General features: G+C 39.2%; 20 protein-coding genes. 13 read left to right on the forward strand and 7 right to left on the reverse strand.

Going from position 1 to position 14,566, the window contains the following annotated elements; translation table 11 throughout:
* Positions 1 to 46: 46 nt before the first annotated feature.
* From JJN14_RS04240 to JJN14_RS04255, 4 genes are all read right to left on the reverse strand, one after another.
* On the reverse strand, positions 47 to 850 hold the full coding sequence (locus JJN14_RS04240; protein ID WP_201059026.1) for a peptidylprolyl isomerase: 804 nt from the start codon (positions 848 to 850) through the stop codon (positions 47 to 49).
* A 305-nt stretch (positions 851 to 1,155) separates the two neighbouring features.
* On the reverse strand, positions 1,156 to 1,380 hold the full coding sequence (locus JJN14_RS04245) for a helix-turn-helix transcriptional regulator (protein WP_001041097.1): 225 nt from the start codon (positions 1,378 to 1,380) through the stop codon (positions 1,156 to 1,158).
* A gap of 2 nt (positions 1,381 to 1,382) precedes the next feature.
* Entirely contained in the window at positions 1,383 to 1,979 is a 597-nt protein-coding gene (locus JJN14_RS04250; RefSeq protein WP_201059027.1) for a DUF3796 domain-containing protein, read from the reverse strand.
* Between the two features lie 151 nt (positions 1,980 to 2,130).
* The gene (locus tag JJN14_RS04255) at positions 2,131 to 2,274 is read right to left on the reverse strand and encodes a hypothetical protein (RefSeq protein WP_201059028.1); all 144 of its coding nucleotides are present in this window, start codon (positions 2,272 to 2,274) and stop codon (positions 2,131 to 2,133) included.
* Positions 2,275 to 2,449: 175 nt separating this feature from the next.
* Between JJN14_RS04255 and rpsP the strand changes: the two genes are divergently transcribed.
* From rpsP to JJN14_RS04300, 9 genes are all read left to right on the forward strand, one after another.
* The gene (gene rpsP / locus JJN14_RS04260; RefSeq protein WP_000268760.1) at positions 2,450 to 2,722 is read left to right on the forward strand and encodes a 30S ribosomal protein S16; all 273 of its coding nucleotides are present in this window, start codon (positions 2,450 to 2,452) and stop codon (positions 2,720 to 2,722) included.
* A gap of 19 nt (positions 2,723 to 2,741) precedes the next feature.
* The gene (gene kphA / locus JJN14_RS04265; protein WP_000379617.1) at positions 2,742 to 2,981 is read left to right on the forward strand and encodes an RNA-binding protein KphA; all 240 of its coding nucleotides are present in this window, start codon (positions 2,742 to 2,744) and stop codon (positions 2,979 to 2,981) included.
* A gap of 44 nt (positions 2,982 to 3,025) precedes the next feature.
* Positions 3,026 to 3,367, forward strand: coding sequence for a MazG nucleotide pyrophosphohydrolase domain-containing protein (locus JJN14_RS04270; protein WP_201059029.1), 342 nt, complete (start codon positions 3,026 to 3,028; stop codon positions 3,365 to 3,367).
* A 336-nt stretch (positions 3,368 to 3,703) separates the two neighbouring features.
* A complete protein-coding gene (locus JJN14_RS04275) occupies positions 3,704 to 4,606 on the forward strand; it encodes a DMT family transporter (RefSeq protein ID WP_201059030.1) in 903 nt (300 codons plus the stop codon).
* A gap of 149 nt (positions 4,607 to 4,755) precedes the next feature.
* Complete coding sequence (locus tag JJN14_RS04280) at positions 4,756 to 5,613, forward strand: alpha/beta fold hydrolase (protein ID WP_201059031.1); 858 nt, start codon at positions 4,756 to 4,758, stop codon at positions 5,611 to 5,613.
* 97 nt (positions 5,614 to 5,710) lie between these two features.
* A complete protein-coding gene (locus tag JJN14_RS04285) occupies positions 5,711 to 6,499 on the forward strand; it encodes an alpha/beta fold hydrolase (protein WP_020903221.1) in 789 nt (262 codons plus the stop codon).
* Between the two features lie 30 nt (positions 6,500 to 6,529).
* Positions 6,530 to 7,048, forward strand: a complete 519-nt coding sequence (gene rimM, locus JJN14_RS04290; protein ID WP_001105912.1) for a ribosome maturation factor RimM — start codon at positions 6,530 to 6,532, stop codon at positions 7,046 to 7,048.
* The gene (gene trmD, locus JJN14_RS04295) at positions 7,038 to 7,757 is read left to right on the forward strand and encodes a tRNA (guanosine(37)-N1)-methyltransferase TrmD (protein ID WP_201059032.1); all 720 of its coding nucleotides are present in this window, start codon (positions 7,038 to 7,040) and stop codon (positions 7,755 to 7,757) included. The genes rimM and trmD overlap by 11 nt, the downstream gene beginning before the upstream one ends.
* An 11-nt stretch (positions 7,758 to 7,768) precedes the next feature.
* Positions 7,769 to 8,107, forward strand: a complete 339-nt coding sequence (locus JJN14_RS04300; RefSeq protein WP_001196039.1) for an ATP cone domain-containing protein — start codon at positions 7,769 to 7,771, stop codon at positions 8,105 to 8,107.
* Positions 8,108 to 8,137: 30 nt separating this feature from the next.
* Here the strand turns inward: JJN14_RS04300 and JJN14_RS04305 are convergent, their stop codons facing one another.
* Positions 8,138 to 8,458 (reverse strand): hypothetical protein, encoded by a 321-nt coding sequence (locus JJN14_RS04305; RefSeq protein ID WP_201059033.1) that lies wholly within the window; start codon positions 8,456 to 8,458, stop codon positions 8,138 to 8,140.
* 99 nt (positions 8,459 to 8,557) lie between these two features.
* Here JJN14_RS04305 and JJN14_RS04310 point away from each other — a divergent pair, with 99 nt between their 5' ends.
* On the forward strand, positions 8,558 to 8,773 hold the full coding sequence (locus tag JJN14_RS04310; RefSeq protein ID WP_000807422.1) for a YdbC family protein: 216 nt from the start codon (positions 8,558 to 8,560) through the stop codon (positions 8,771 to 8,773).
* Positions 8,774 to 8,932: 159 nt separating this feature from the next.
* On the opposite strand, the gene JJN14_RS04315 is transcribed toward JJN14_RS04310, so the two are convergent.
* Together JJN14_RS04315 and gor are read right to left on the reverse strand one after the other, a co-directional pair.
* Entirely contained in the window at positions 8,933 to 9,469 is a 537-nt protein-coding gene (locus tag JJN14_RS04315; RefSeq protein WP_201059034.1) for a biotin transporter BioY, read from the reverse strand.
* A gap of 188 nt (positions 9,470 to 9,657) precedes the next feature.
* On the reverse strand, positions 9,658 to 11,004 hold the full coding sequence (gene gor / locus JJN14_RS04320) for a glutathione-disulfide reductase (protein ID WP_201059035.1): 1,347 nt from the start codon (positions 11,002 to 11,004) through the stop codon (positions 9,658 to 9,660).
* Between the two features lie 292 nt (positions 11,005 to 11,296).
* Here gor and JJN14_RS04325 point away from each other — a divergent pair, with 292 nt between their 5' ends.
* Genes JJN14_RS04325 through JJN14_RS04335 form a run of 3 tightly spaced genes read left to right on the forward strand, consistent with a single transcriptional unit; the run spans position 11,297 to position 14,451 of the window.
* Positions 11,297 to 12,505, forward strand: coding sequence for an efflux RND transporter periplasmic adaptor subunit (locus JJN14_RS04325; protein ID WP_201059135.1), 1,209 nt, complete (start codon positions 11,297 to 11,299; stop codon positions 12,503 to 12,505).
* Positions 12,489 to 13,190, forward strand: coding sequence for an ABC transporter ATP-binding protein (locus JJN14_RS04330; protein ID WP_201059036.1), 702 nt, complete (start codon positions 12,489 to 12,491; stop codon positions 13,188 to 13,190). The genes JJN14_RS04325 and JJN14_RS04330 overlap by 17 nt, the downstream gene beginning before the upstream one ends.
* A gap of 1 nt (position 13,191) precedes the next feature.
* Positions 13,192 to 14,451 carry an ABC transporter permease gene (locus JJN14_RS04335; protein WP_201059037.1) on the forward strand — a complete coding sequence of 420 codons (1,260 nt, stop codon included), beginning with the start codon at positions 13,192 to 13,194 and terminating at the stop codon, positions 14,449 to 14,451.
* Positions 14,452 to 14,566: the final 115 nt, after the last annotated feature.

Here is a 14,566-nt window from a genome sequence, read left to right on the forward strand (position 1 = left end):
TAAAAGAAATACAGTACCGAATGTGGGTACTGTATTTTTTAGATTTTTAAGATTTAAAATCGTAGTCTTTCACCACTTCGATGCTATCGATAGTAATAGCAGTCGTTGGCTTGTCTTTTTCATCTTTTTCGGCTTTAGCAATCTTATCTACAACATCCATACCGTCTATCACTTGGCCAAAGACTGGGTGTTTACCATCTAGACTAGGATTACCACCTTCTTTGTAGGTTTCGATGATTTTCTTTGGATACTTGCTTGTAGGGAGTTTAGCAGAGGTATCTGTAGAATTTTGGTTGATGAAGAACTGGCTACCATTGGTGTTTGGTTGACCAGTATTTGCCATAGCAAGAGCCCCACGGATGTTATAGAGATAAGGAGTGATCTCGTTCTTGAAACCAGTTCCCTTGTCTTTTGTCTTATCCTTGTCATGCCAGATAGACTGACCACCTGTACCGTCCCCTTTTGGATCTCCAGTTTGAACCATGAAGCCATCGATGACACGGTGGAAGGTAATGCCGTTATAGTAGCCTTCTTTGGCATGAGTGAGGAAGTTTTCAACCGCTAGAGGAGCGAGTTTAGGGAAGAGTTTGATACGGATATCTCCTTGACTTGTGTGGAGAATCACTTCGGCTTCATCTTCAGCAACTTCCTTAGAAAGTTGAGGGAAATTAGCACTCTCATTTGTTAAAGCATCGTTTAAGTCCTTGGCAGATTGAGCAGCTGCTTTAGAGCTTTCTTCAGCAGCAAGACTTGAATCCACATAATCATCACCACGCAGACTACGTTGGATGCTGCTACATCCAGCTAGAGCTACAGTAGATAGTAAAAGAAGGGTTGCTAGTTTTTTCATTCTGATCCTCTCAAAAATTCATTTCTACCATTGTACCCTAAAAAGAAGGGGATTTCAAATATTAGTGACAAGACAGTTTAAGAGGAAGCTAATCAGAAAGTCGCTTGCTTAGGGGCATCAATGTCATAAGTGTACTCAAAGTATTTAGGGAACCAGATCTTAAGAAAGCTCGTAAAGCATCACAATTAGTAAACGTTAATTCGAAAGAATTACTATATTTTAAAAGGGCACATTTTCAAAGGATTTTTTCTTTTGGCTTCAATTCCTAATTAATCAATGAACTTAATACTAGGTCTTGAAAAGAATTATGCTTCCTCTTTCTGTCTGAGTTCAAAGAGGTCTTCTACTTTCAGATTAAAAACTTGAGCAATTTTAAGGGCCATTTCCAGAGAAGGATTGTAACGGTTATTTTCCAAGTGCAGAATTGTCTCGCGTCGCATGCCGATGAGGTCGGCTAACTCCTGCTGGGTCATGCCTGTAGACTCACGAACAGATTTAAGATTAGTAATAATCTTGCTTTCTTTGGCCATGCTTATCCTCTCCGTTCCAAGATAAGATAGACAACCGCAAAGATGCAAATCAAGGCAGCTATGCTAATAAAGATCTGGCCCATGTAAATAGTGAGAGACCCCATATACCCAATGATAACTGCTAGAATCATCAGTGCGCCTAGTATAAAAACAAACATCAAGCTAGCTGCCTTTGCTAAATTAGCATAAAAGCGTTCGTCCGGAGTTTCCTTGACATTTTTCAAACAGAAAAAACCAAATACAATCACTTCAATAACGAGGCCAATTCCCAAAATCCATTCTTTAATACCAGAACTTATGCTTGGGGTCGCAACCCAAATCCCTACTGTATAAAAAATGCTTGCTGCCAAAAAAAGTATCGTGTAAAGCTTAGCAGACAAATCAAAAATAGTCTTTCCCTTACTTTTCTGACTCTTATGAGGCCATGGTTTCATATGTAGCCAGCCCCAAATAGCTACAATCTGACCAAACACTGAAATACCAGCAATAACTAACTTGGGTCCCCAACTAAGATTAGAACCAAATAAAACAATAAAATCAATAAAGAGAGCTACGGCAATCATTGCAATGAGGCCACGCATTTTTTGACTTTTTTTCATGATAGACTCCTTTTTTGTGTTATAAATATATAACACTGAAATTTCATGTTATAAATATATCACACTTAAATTTGAAAAGCAAGAATTTATGTGCCAAAGTGGCAATTATTTGAAAAAATTTTTAATAAAAGCCCTCGCTAGTCAAACAACTTTAGTAGATATCGTTCTTAAAATCCTTGATATTTCGTTTGGGAACGGGCTTAGGATTTAGAAGCCAAGTATCCAAATCTTGTTCAGGCGATATGAAGGTCTTGACTTGGTGTTCTTTATAAAATGTTTCTAAAATAGTATTCATGATATTCTCTTTCAAACTTTTATTTTCTATTCTAATAAATTTCTAAAAGCTTTAAAAATTTTATAGTCTGTCAAGTTTTTTTCTTGACACCTGTTAGAAATCTGCTATAATAGAACATGTGCTAAATAGCTCAGCTATTTCACCGAAATAAAAAATAAGAAAAGAGACTTTAAAAATGGCAGTTAAAATCCGTTTGACTCGTATGGGTTCTAAGAAAAAACCTTTCTACCGTATCAACGTAGCAGATTCACGTTCACCACGTGACGGACGTTTCATCGAAACAGTTGGAACTTACAACCCACTTGTTGCTGAAAACCAAGTAACTTTGAAAGAAGACCGCGTTCTTGCATGGTTGGCTGATGGAGCTCAACCTTCAGATACAGTTCGCAACATCCTTTCAAAAGAAGGTGTATTGAAGAAATTCCACGATTCTAAATTCTCAAAATAAGTTTAAAGTAGGTTGACAGATGGATACGATTGAAAATCTCATTATTGCGATTGTGAAACCCTTGATTTCACAACCAGATGCCTTAACTATCAAGATTGAAGATACACCAGAATTCTTGGAATATCATTTGGATCTTGATCAAAGCGATGTGGGTCGTGTAATCGGTCGTAAGGGTCGCACTATTTCTGCGATAAGAACGATTGTCTACTCTGTCCCAACTGAAGACAAAAAAGTAAGAATCGTTATTGACGAAAAGTAAGAAGGGCGGGACGAATGTCTCGCTTTTTTTGCAAGGAGTAGGATATGAAAGATTTAACGTTTAGACAATTACAAGACTACTTACTCGAACATTACCAGCAGTCTCGGACTGAGGAAGGTCTTTTTATCAAACTTGTGGAGGAAGTCGGAGAAGTAGCTGAAGTTTTGAATGGGCGCTCTGGTCGAAAAGAGGGCGTTCAGGATTCTAATGAGGAACTAGCAAAAGAACTGGCTGATATCATTCACTACACCGTCGCAATCGCAGCTATTAATCATATTGATCTCACTAAAAGCATCTTTGAGAAAGACAAAACTGCAGCCATTAAGTACCAACATGAACGTGATTTGGAAGGTTTTTTGGAGAACTTCCAAGAGAACTCGGAATAACCTCTTTTTACTGATATGAAAGGTTTCTCCTAGCCTACGCTAGCTTGTATAGAGAAAGCAAGGAAAATGGTGGATTATGCTATCAAAGTAAGGAATCTCCAAGAGGTAGACAAGCTAGAACTTGTGAGACAAGAACGAGAAAAGCAGGTCAGCATAGCTGCCTCCTTTATAGGCAATGAGAGAGAATTTATCAGCTTGAAAGAGTAATAGAATGCATAAAATACTAATCCTAGAAATAGCATCTAGCATTTTACTATGCTACAATGGAAAGACAGTCTCAAAGAATTATAGTCAATTAATCTTGAGAATAGCTACTTTTAAAGGGAGTAACAATCTATGAACGAGAAAACAAAAGCATACATAGCTGCCTTATCCTTTTCAGCAATCATTGGTTTTTCTTTTTTATTTACTAAGATTGCTTTAGGCTATGCCAGTCCTCTCACAAACTTAGCGCATCGCTATACAATTGCAGCTTTAGTAATGGTCGTTCTTAATCAAACAAAACTTATTAAAGTGAGTTTAAGTAGAAAAGATATTCTTTCTATTCTTCCTATGAGCCTTTTCTATCCGCTTTTCTTTTTTATTTTTCAATCCTTTGCTTTACAGTATATATCGTCTTCTGAAGCTGGAATTTTACAGGCTCTTGTCCCGATTTTTACTCTCCTTTTAGCATCGGCTTTTCTCAAGGAAAAGACAAGCTTGCTTCAAAAGTTCTTTTTATTTTTATCCGTAGCAGGAGTAGTTTTCATCTTCCTTAGTAAAGGAGCTAACTTTGGTACTGAGACTGCTAGTTTTGGCTTTCTCTTGATGTTGGGATCTGTTCTCGCCAATGCACTAAACAATATCCTCAGCAAGGCTAAAGGAGATCGCTATCGGGCCATGGATATGACAGCTGTTGTGATATTTGTTGGCTTCGTCACCTTTAATACGTTGAGTCTGACCTCGCACTATCTAGATGGCAACATATTAGCCTACGTTGCACCTCTCGGACAGCTTCCTTATCTGTTTTCCATTCTTTATTTGGGAATTTTAGCCTCTATCGTTACTGGTAGTCTCTCTATCTATGCTATTGTTCGACTTGGAGCATCAACCGTCAGTGTCTTTGGTAATCTTGGAACAGTTTTGACCATTCTAGCCGGAGCTCTTATCCTCCACGAACCAATTTATAGCTACCATGTAATCGGAGCAACTTTGATTATTGCTGGAATTTTAGGCATGAATCTGATGAGAAAAAAGTAAAGATTGCTGAGCAGTCTTTTTCTTAATCTAAATGATACAGAAAATTCAAAATTTTTAATGGACTTAAGTTTAGAAAACGATGATTTTAATATAGCATGATAAAATAGATAAAACGAATGACACTAGGATAAAGAGGAGAGAGTGTAATAATGAAGCAAAATGATATAGCTGAAGCTATTGCTTTTTATAACAGAAAACCTGAGACTTTAGTACGTCACATTATACCAGTCTTAGATTGTGACTTGGTTGTTTATCATCGTCCTGGAAACGCAAGTAAAGGCCACATTATTTTTTATCATGGAGCTTGTGGCCGTAGTCAGATGTGGGCCCACCAGTATGATGCCTTTGAAGGATTTGACCTCTACTTTGTCAATGTTAGAGGACAGGGTGAATCACCTATGAAAGTTGGTTTACCTGACTTGGAAGGCGCTGTTCAAGATGTAGATGCTATTTTGTCCTATTTCCAGCTAGATAAGGTGATATTGGTTGGTCATTCTTGGGGAGGGAATCCACTTCAAGAGTACACCTATCGTCATCCAAATCGAGTTCTAGCCTTGGTCATGGTAGATAGTTGGGGACAGCATCGTTACCTATCAGATAAAGAGAAAAATCGCATAAAATATAGTTCCCTTATGTACAAAACGATTCCTTGGAAGATGATTGCAGGTAAGAACTCAAAAATGTGTACAGATAATCCTATCACAAGAGAATTAGTCAAGGCGGCCATTATAGAAACTGGGAGAGATGTTTTTTTGAACCTTGGAATCACAGGTTTTTTGGCTGTCCATGAGATAGAAGGTTATCAAGGAAATCCTCCCATGCTTTTAGTAAGAGGAGAAAATGATTTTCCAAAACACCTAAAAATGATCTACGATGGGATCATTGCCTTAAATCCCAATGCGCGTCAAGTAACGATTTCAGATAGCAAACACCAACCTATGAATGACCATCCTGAAGAGTTTAATCAGATAATTGGTGAATTCTTTGAAGAAGTAGTAGGCCCATAAGATAGGATCTATCCAACTTGAGAAAATCCTTGGAACGTGTTAAAATAAAGGATAAGGATTTTTAATAATTCATTATATAGAACGAGTGGGTTTCTTTATGAAGAGGATTGAAGTATCTACAGAAATTGGTAGTCTCTCTGTTACTTATCAAAAGCAAAAGAAAATGCTAGTTTGTTTAAGTGGTGCAGGTTTGCTACCAAGTTATGAAAATTTTTCACTTATACTTGAAAAACTTCCTCCTACAATTGGTTATTTGACTATTGATTTTCCGAACACAGGTAGGAGTCCGATTCATGACCAAGCTGGAAAAAATCTGGATAATCTTGCAGATGCAGTTTATGAAGTACTTGAAGAATTGGCGATTTCTGAATATATACTTTGTGTACATAGTTTGAGTGGAATTTTAGCTTGCAAATTGCTCAACAAACCAATTAAGTGTCAGGCTTTACTAGCAATGGAACCGACAACTAAAAAAGTCATGTTTGCTGATTTTTCAGAAGATCCTTATCCAGAAATGGAAGAGCAGATGAGGCTGATTGAGGAGTGTGGTCCTGAACTTTATTTTAAGAACTTAACTCAAGCCACATTTAGCCCTGAAATTAATAAAGAAATCTGGGAAATAATGCAAGAAAAAGGTTCAGAGTTGGAAAATCAAGATCCAGGATTTCAGATATCTGGAGAGATTACTGAGGAAGATTTTGAGAATGTATTTGTAGAAGCTCATATCCCTGTGTTTATTTTTTGTCAGGCTTATAGAGAAAAAGAGTACAGAGAATCAGAATATTGGACTTCCAATACTAAACTCATTTTAGGAGGGAATCACCATTATTTACAATGGTCAGAATCAGAAAAAATTGTGACTATTATTCGAGAATTGTCCGAATAAGATGGAAAGAAATAGAGTACAGGAGACAAGATGAACTACTTTAATGTTGGGAAAATCGTCAATACGCAGGGGTTGCAGGGGGAGATGCGAGTCTTGTCTGTGACGGATTTTGCAGAAGAACGGTTTAAAAAAGGTACTGAGCTGGCTTTGTTTGATGAAAAAGATCAGTTTGTTCAAACAGTGACCATCGCTAGCCACCGTAAACAGAAGAACTTTGACATTATTAAATTCAAAGATATGTACCATATCAACGCTATCGAAAAGTACAAGGGATACAGTCTCAAGGTTGCTGAGGAAGATTTGAATGACCTAGACGATGGTGAATTCTACTATCACGAGATTATCGGTTTGGAAGTCTATGAGGGTGATAACTTGATTGGAACCATCAAAGAAATCCTGCAACCAGGTGCTAACGATGTCTGGGTGGTCAAGCGAAAAGGCAAGCGTGATTTGCTCTTGCCTTATATCCCACCAGTGATTCTCAATGTTGATATTCCAAATAACCGCGTCGATGTGGAAATCTTAGAAGGGTTAGACGATGAAGATTGATATTTTAACCCTTTTTCCAGAGATGTTTTCTCCGCTAGAGCACTCAATCGTTGGAAAGGCTCGAGAAAAGGGGCTCTTGGATATCCAGTATCATAATTTTCGAGAAAATGCTGAAAAAGCCCGTCACGTTGATGATGAGCCATATGGAGGCGGTCAGGGGATGTTGCTCCGCGCGCAACCCATTTTCGATGCCTTTGATGCTATTGAAAAGAAAAATCCGCGCGTCATTCTCCTCGATCCAGCTGGAAAGCAGTTTGATCAGGCTTATGCTGAGGATTTGGCCAAAGAAGAGGAACTGATTTTTATCTGTGGTCACTATGAGGGCTATGATGAGCGCATTAAGACCTTGGTGACAGATGAGATTTCCTTGGGGGATTATGTCCTTACTGGAGGAGAATTGGCGGCTATGACCATGATTGATGCGACGGTTCGCCTGATTCCAGAAGTGATTGGCAAGGAATCTAGCCACCAAGATGATAGTTTTTCTTCTGGCCTTCTTGAATATCCTCAGTACACACGTCCCTATGATTATCGAGGTATGCTTGTTCCAGATGTACTTATGAGCGGGCACCATGAAAAGATTCGTCAGTGGCGATTGTATGAGAGTTTAAAGAAAACCTACGAGCGCAGACCGGATTTGCTTGAACATTATCAACTGACAGCAGAAGAAGAAAAAATGCTGGCAGAAATCAAAGAAAACAAAGAATAAAGGAGAAACCTATGCAAGTAATCAAACGTGATGGAGAAATTGCCGAATTTAATCCAGATAAGATTTACCAAGCTATCTTAAAGGCAGCTCAGACTGTCTATGTATTGACAGACGATTTGCGTCAAAACCTTGCACAAGTCACTAAGAAAGTGGTTTTGGACTTGGAGGAAGCCAAGGTTGAACGTGCGACTATCAGCATGATTCAGTCTTTGGTTGAACATCGTTTACTGGGTGCAGGTTACATTACCATTGCAGAACACTACATTTCCTATCGTTTACAACGTGACTTGGAAAGAAGTGGTTATGGAGATCATATCGCGGTTCATTTACATTTTGAACAAGTTCGCTAAGAAAAAAGAGTGGGATGAAGCAACTACATCTCACTCTTTCTTAAATCTATTTTTTTGGGCTGTTTGGACGGTTGAAGGGACAAATCGTAGGCGTTGAATATCGCTTATGCGGATAATACGGGTCACATTTTTGGCAAAATTTTTCACGATAACTTGCTGGCGCTGTTGATCGTATTTGATGATGTCACCTGTAAAACTTGTCTCTGACAAGATAAGGTGAACAGCGGTTTGTTTCTGGATAGCCTCTTCAATAGTAGCAGTCAGGGAGTTGGTTTCAGTTTGGTCAGGTTGGTCATGTCCATTTAAAAAGTCATGTATTTTATTTAGAACTTGCTGAAATTTATGTCTCATATTGGCCTCCCTTCTTTTATATCAATATTATATAAAATTTTCCTTAAATCTACAAGATTTTACGAATAAACTAATGAAAGCTAAAAAAAGGAGAAGAAAATGGCAGAATTTACATTTGAAATCGAAGAGCACTTGTTGACTCTTTCTGAAAACGAAAAAGGTTGGACCAAGGAAATCAACCGTGTGAGCTTTAATGGTGCCCCTGCAAAGTTTGATATTCGTGCTTGGAGTCCAGATCATACTAAAATGGGCAAGGGAATTACCCTCTCCAATGAAGAATTTCAAACCATGGTGGATGCCTTTAAAGGCAACTAATACTCAATGAAAATCAAAGAGCAAACTAGGAAGCTAGCCGTAGGCAGTACTTGAGTACGGCAAGGCGAAGCTGACGTGGTTTGAATTTGATTTTCGAAGAGTATAAGTTTTCAAAATGAAAGAAAAGGATACTGAGTCATGACAACTCGATATCCTTTTTTAGTTAGCAAAGTAAGCCTGATTTTTAAGGCGTTGAAGTAATGGACGGCTAATAAAACTAATAGCAATAATTTTACCAAGATCTGGGATGATAAAGGGAAATACCCCCACAACAAGAGCTTTTTCAAATGGCATTCCAGCTAGGAAATGTAATCCAATGATCCCACCAACAAAAACAAGTGTATCTCCCAAGAGATTTGCTAGAAAAATTCTGACAAAACCACTATCACTGTTAGTTAGAGAAGAGGTAAGTCCAGAATAAACAAGATAAAACCAAAGATAGCCTGCAGTAGGACCAATCAAAGCATGAAATCCAGCTCCACCTCCTGCAAAGACAGGAAGACCGATAGCACCTAGAAGAAGATAAAGTCCAACAGAAAGTACAGCCTCTCTGGGTCTAAAGACAGTAGCAATCAAGCCGATTGCAAAGTTTTGTAGAGTGAAGGGGACGGGTCCAATCGGAAGACTGATTTGTGCCAATACCGCAATAAGAGCAGCCCCAATAGCAGGGATAGCATAAACGTGAGCTGTTTTCAAAATAGTTAACCTCTTTTCTAATGTATAGTAACAATTATACTCGTAGGAGAAATATTGTCAACCGATTTTTAAGAACAAGGTAACAAATACTGTAACAGCCGATTTGCTGACTGGGTAAGTTGTTTTCATCGATTCGTAAATCATCAAAAAAGAAGCAGACACATTTGTATCAACTTCTTGTGTTTAGATTAACGCATGGTTACAAATTCTTCAGATGCAGTTGGGTGAATCGCTACGGTTGCATCAAAGTCAGCCTTGGTTGCTCCCATTTTGATAGCAACGGCAAATCCTTGAATCATTTCATCAACGCCGTAACCAATTCCATGAAGTCCGACAACTTTTTCTTCTGAACCAGCTGTGATCAATTTGAAACGTGTTTCTTGACGGTTGCAAGTGCAAGCAGAGTACATAGAAGTAAAGCTTGATTTGTAAACCTTGATTTGGTCTTGACCGTATTCTTTAATAGCTTGTTCTTCTGTTAACCCAACAGTTCCGATAGCAGGGTGTGAAAAGACAACAGTTGGAATAGTCGAGTAGTCCATTTTTGCAGTTATTTTGTCGTTAAAGAGGCGTTCAGATAGGGTACGTCCAGCCTTGATAGCAACTGGAGTCAATTCTTTCTCACCCGTTACATCACCTAGAGCGTAGATTCCCTCAACAACAGTATTTTGGTATTCATCCACTTGGATAAAGCCACGTTCGTTTAGAGTGACTCCAGCTTTTTCAAGTTGCAAGCCCTTAACGTTTGGACGGCGACCTGTAGCCCAGATAACTTGGCTAGCTGTGTGACTAGTACCATCTTCGAAATGAATGGTAATGCCTTCAGCAGTTTTTTCTAACTTGGCAGGGACTTTGTGAGTATGAAGTGGTAAGTTTGTTCTTTCCATTTCCTTGACTAAACCTTCAACGATGTAAGAATCAAAACCACGTAAAGGACGATCGCGACGAACAAAGAGATCTGTCTTGACACCAAAAGTGTGGAGTACGCCAGCCAATTCAACGGCAATATAACCAGCACCTAGAATAGCAACTGACTCTGGAAGTTCTTCCCAAGCAAATACATCATCAGAAGAGCCACCTAGCTCTGCACCAGGAATATTTGGAATGCTTGGATGAGCACCAGTAGCAATTACGATATGTTTAGCACGAATGAGTTCACCATTTACACTGACAGTATGAGAATCTACAAATTCAGCATGGCCTTTAATCAAGTCTACACCGTTGCGTTTAAAACTGCCATCATAAGAAGAACGAGCGCGATCGATGTAGGCTTCACGATTGCGACGTAGGGTTGCAAAGTCAAAGTTAAGGTCAGTAGTTTTAAAACCGTAGTCTTCTCCAAATTGATGGAAAGTTTCAGCGATTTGTGCTCCGTACCACATGATTTTTTTAGGAACACAACCTACGTTGACGCAGGTTCCACCTAGTTTCTTTTCCTCAATAACGGCCGCTTTGGCTCCATGTTCACCAGCACGATTCATGGTAGCAATTCCTCCGCTACCTCCACCGATAGCAATGATATCATATTCTCTCATTGAAAACTCCTTTGTACTCCTTTAAATAGTAGAGTGTCATTTTTTGATAGTCATATTCTATCTTTTTTTTGATGTGATTGCAAAAATCTGCTACGTTCAAAAAAAAATTAAAGAAAAGGCTTGCAAAAAGGGGAAATAAAGTGTACTATATAACTAGTACAATAACGATAAAAATAAATTCCGAACAATAATTGAATCCCGAAATGTCATTATTTCGTTCTGAACGGTTATTGTTTATATTTGCTAATTTTTATATAATATTGTTAAGGACTTTAAATCAAAAAGGAGTTTCATTATGAAGAAGAATCGTAAAGCTAAAAAGTGGCAATTGTATGCAGCAATCGGTGCTGCCAGTGTAGTTGTATTAGGTGCTGGGGGGATTTTGCTCTTTAGACAACCATCTCAGACTGCTGTAAAAGATGAGCCTACTCATCTTGTTGTTGCCAAGGAAGGAAGCGTGGCATCCTCTGTTTTATTATCAGGGACAGTCACAGCAAAAAATGAACAATATGTTTATTTTGATGCTAGTAAGGGAGATTTAGATGAAATCCTTGTTTCTGTGGGTGATAAGGTCAGCGAAGGGCAGGCTTTAGTCAAGTACAGTAGTTCAGAAGCACAGGCGGCCTATGATTCAGCTAGTCGAGCAGTAGCTAAGGCAGACCGACATATCAATGAACTCAATCAAGCGCGAAATGAAGCTGCTTCAGCTCCAGCTCCACAGTTACCAGCGCCAGCAGGAGGTGAAGGAGCTGCAGGGCAAACTCTAGCTCCAGTCTCAGGAAATGCAGTGTCATCTATTGATGCGCAACTAGGTGATGCTCGTGATGCTCGTGCAGATGCAGAAGCACAATTAAGTAAGGCTCAAAGTCAGTTGGATGCAATGACGGTTCTCAGTACCTTAGAGGGAACTGTGGTCGAAGTCAATCGTAACGTTTCCAAATCTCCAACAGGAGCAAGCCAAGTGGTAGTTCATGTCGTAAGCAATGAAAACTTGCAAGTTAAGGGTGAACTATCTGAATACAACCTTGCCAACTTATCTGTCGGTCAAGAAGTAACCTTTACTTCTAAAGTTTACCAAGATAAGAGCTGGACAGGTAAGATTAGCTATATCTCTGACTACCCTAAAAACAATGGCGAAGCAGCAAGTGCAGCAGCTGCCGCAGCAGGTGGTAATTCTGGTTCTAAATATCCATATACCATCGATGTTACAAGTGAAATTGGTGATTTGAAACAAGGATTCTCAGTAAGTATTGAGGTCAAGAATAAGAGTAAAGCCATTTTGGTTCCTCTAACAAGTGTTGTGACTGAAAATGATAAGAACTATGTCTGGGTGCTTGACGAGCAGAAAAAGGCCAAGAAAGTAGAAGTTGGTTTGGGTAATGCTGATGCAGACAACCAAGAAATCACTTCAGGTCTGACAAATGGAGTCAAGGTCATCAGTAACCCAACGTCTTCTCTAGAGGAAGGAAAAGAGGTGAAGGCTGATGAAGAAACTAATTAGTCTAAAAAATATCTGCAGAAGCTACCGTAACGGTGATCAAGAATTGCAGGTTCTCAAAAATATCAACCTAGAAGTGAATGAGGGTGAGTTTGTTGCCATCATGGGACCATCTGGTTCTGGTAAGTCCACTCTCATGAATACGATTGGCATGTTGGATACACCAACTAGTGGAGAATATTATCTTGAAGGCCAAGAAGTAGCTGGACTGGGTGAAAAACAACTAGCCAAGGTCCGCAACCAACAAATCGGATTTGTCTTTCAGCAGTTCTTTCTTCTATCTAAACTCAATGCTTTGCAAAACGTAGAATTGCCCTTGATTTATGCAGGAGTTTCGGCTTCAAAACGCCGTAAGTTGGCCGAGGAATATTTAGATAAGGTTGAATTGACAGAACGCAGTCACCATTTGCCTTCAGAATTATCTGGTGGTCAAAAGCAACGTGTAGCTATTGCGCGTGCCTTGGTAAATAATCCTTCTATCATCCTAGCTGACGAACCGACAGGAGCCTTGGATACCAAAACAGGGAACCAAATTATGCAACTTTTGGTTGACTTGAACAAAGAAGGAAAAACCATTATCATGGTAACGCATGAGCCTGAAATCGCTGCTTATGCTAAACGCCAGATTGTCATTCGAGATGGAGTTATTTCATCTGATAGTGCTCGATTAGAAAAGGAGGAAAACTAAGATGCAGAATCTGAAATTTGCCTTTTCATCTATCATGGCTCACAAGATGCGCTCTTTTCTCACTATGATTGGAATTATCATTGGTGTTTCATCTGTTGTTGTGATTATGGCTCTGGGAGATTCCATGTCTCGTCAGATCAATAAAAATATGACCAAGTCACAGAAGAATATCCATGTCTTTTTCTCGCCTATCAAAAGCAAAGATGGTTCTTTTACCCAAAAGCAATCAGCTTTGACAGTCTCTGGTAAAGAAGAGGAAGTCCATGTTGAACCGCCAAAACCGCAAGAAGCTTGGGTTAAGGAGGCGGCCAAACTTAAGGGTGTAGATAGTTACTATGTAACCAACTCGACAAATACCACCCTATCTTATAAAGATAAAAAGGTTGAGCGCGCTAGCTTGACAGGTGGAAATATTACTTATATGAATGCGGTTGAAAATGAAATTGTTGCAGGTCGTAGTCTTATAGCTCAGGATTATAAAGATGTGGCCAGTGTCATTTTGCTAGACCAGGAACTTGCTAACAGTCTGTTTGGATCTGCTCAAGAAGCTGTTAACAAGATTATAGATGTTGGTGGCTTTAGCTATCGTGTTATTGGTGTTTATACTAGCGATGAGGCCAAGGCTGTCAAGACATTTGGTATTGGTGGACTTCCCATTACGACTAATATTTCTCTTGCCAATAACTTCAATATGGATGAAATTTCTGATATTGTTTTCCGAGTTAATGATACCAGTTTGACACCAACTGTAGGACCAGAATTAGCTAGAAAAATGACTGAAATTGCTAGTCTTCAACAAGGAGAGTATCAGGTGGCAGATGCGACTGCAGCCTTCCAAGAAGTACAACAACTTTTTGGATTTATAACTACGATTATTAGTGCCATCGCAGGAATTTCTCTCTTTGTTGGAGGGACTGGTGTTATGAACATTATGCTTGTTTCGGTGACGGAGCGTACGCGTGAGATTGGCCTCCGTAAGGCTTTGGGTGCAACACGTGCTAATATTTTAATTCAGTTTTTGATTGAATCCATGATTTTGACCTTGCTAGGCGGAGTCATTGGTTTGACAATTGCGACAGGATTAACCGCTATAGCTGGTCTACTCTTGCAAGGATTGATAGCTGGTATAGAAGTAGGAGTATCAATCCCAGTTGCCCTATTTAGTCTTGCGGTTTCGGCTAGCGTGGGTATGATTTTTGGGGTCTTGCCAGCCAACAAGGCATCGAAGCTTGATCCAATCGAAGCCCTTCGTTATGAATAAGATCAACAAGATGGACATTTGTCTATCTTGTTTTTGTATGGATTTCCCTATCGAAATTTATTAAAAATGTGATATAATGAAGTGTTAGAAAAACAGGTTTCATTTGCCTGGAAAG

Source organism: Streptococcus mitis, from assembly GCF_016658865.1.
In the GTDB taxonomy this organism is placed as follows: Bacteria; Bacillota; Bacilli; order Lactobacillales; family Streptococcaceae; genus Streptococcus; species Streptococcus mitis_BT.

Coding starts and splice junctions, on each gene's coding strand:
- JJN14_RS04240 (WP_201059026.1), bottom strand. CDS start 850: ATGAAAAAACTAGCAACCCTTCTTTTACTATCTACTGTAGCTCTAGCT.
- JJN14_RS04245 (WP_001041097.1), bottom strand. CDS start 1,380: ATGGCCAAAGAAAGCAAGATTATTACTAATCTTAAATCTGTTCGTGAG.
- JJN14_RS04250 (WP_201059027.1), bottom strand. CDS start 1,979: ATGAAAAAAAGTCAAAAAATGCGTGGCCTCATTGCAATGATTGCCGTA.
- JJN14_RS04255 (WP_201059028.1), bottom strand. CDS start 2,274: ATGAATACTATTTTAGAAACATTTTATAAAGAACACCAAGTCAAGACC.
- rpsP (WP_000268760.1), top strand. CDS start 2,450: ATGGCAGTTAAAATCCGTTTGACTCGTATGGGTTCTAAGAAAAAACCT.
- kphA (WP_000379617.1), top strand. CDS start 2,742: ATGGATACGATTGAAAATCTCATTATTGCGATTGTGAAACCCTTGATT.
- JJN14_RS04270 (WP_201059029.1), top strand. CDS start 3,026: ATGAAAGATTTAACGTTTAGACAATTACAAGACTACTTACTCGAACAT.
- JJN14_RS04275 (WP_201059030.1), top strand. CDS start 3,704: ATGAACGAGAAAACAAAAGCATACATAGCTGCCTTATCCTTTTCAGCA.
- JJN14_RS04280 (WP_201059031.1), top strand. CDS start 4,756: ATGAAGCAAAATGATATAGCTGAAGCTATTGCTTTTTATAACAGAAAA.
- JJN14_RS04285 (WP_020903221.1), top strand. CDS start 5,711: ATGAAGAGGATTGAAGTATCTACAGAAATTGGTAGTCTCTCTGTTACT.
- rimM (WP_001105912.1), top strand. CDS start 6,530: ATGAACTACTTTAATGTTGGGAAAATCGTCAATACGCAGGGGTTGCAG.
- trmD (WP_201059032.1), top strand. CDS start 7,038: ATGAAGATTGATATTTTAACCCTTTTTCCAGAGATGTTTTCTCCGCTA.
- JJN14_RS04300 (WP_001196039.1), top strand. CDS start 7,769: ATGCAAGTAATCAAACGTGATGGAGAAATTGCCGAATTTAATCCAGAT.
- JJN14_RS04305 (WP_201059033.1), bottom strand. CDS start 8,458: ATGAGACATAAATTTCAGCAAGTTCTAAATAAAATACATGACTTTTTA.
- JJN14_RS04310 (WP_000807422.1), top strand. CDS start 8,558: ATGGCAGAATTTACATTTGAAATCGAAGAGCACTTGTTGACTCTTTCT.
- gor (WP_201059035.1), bottom strand. CDS start 11,004: ATGAGAGAATATGATATCATTGCTATCGGTGGAGGTAGCGGAGGAATT.
- JJN14_RS04330 (WP_201059036.1), top strand. CDS start 12,489: ATGAAGAAACTAATTAGTCTAAAAAATATCTGCAGAAGCTACCGTAAC.
- JJN14_RS04335 (WP_201059037.1), top strand. CDS start 13,192: ATGCAGAATCTGAAATTTGCCTTTTCATCTATCATGGCTCACAAGATG.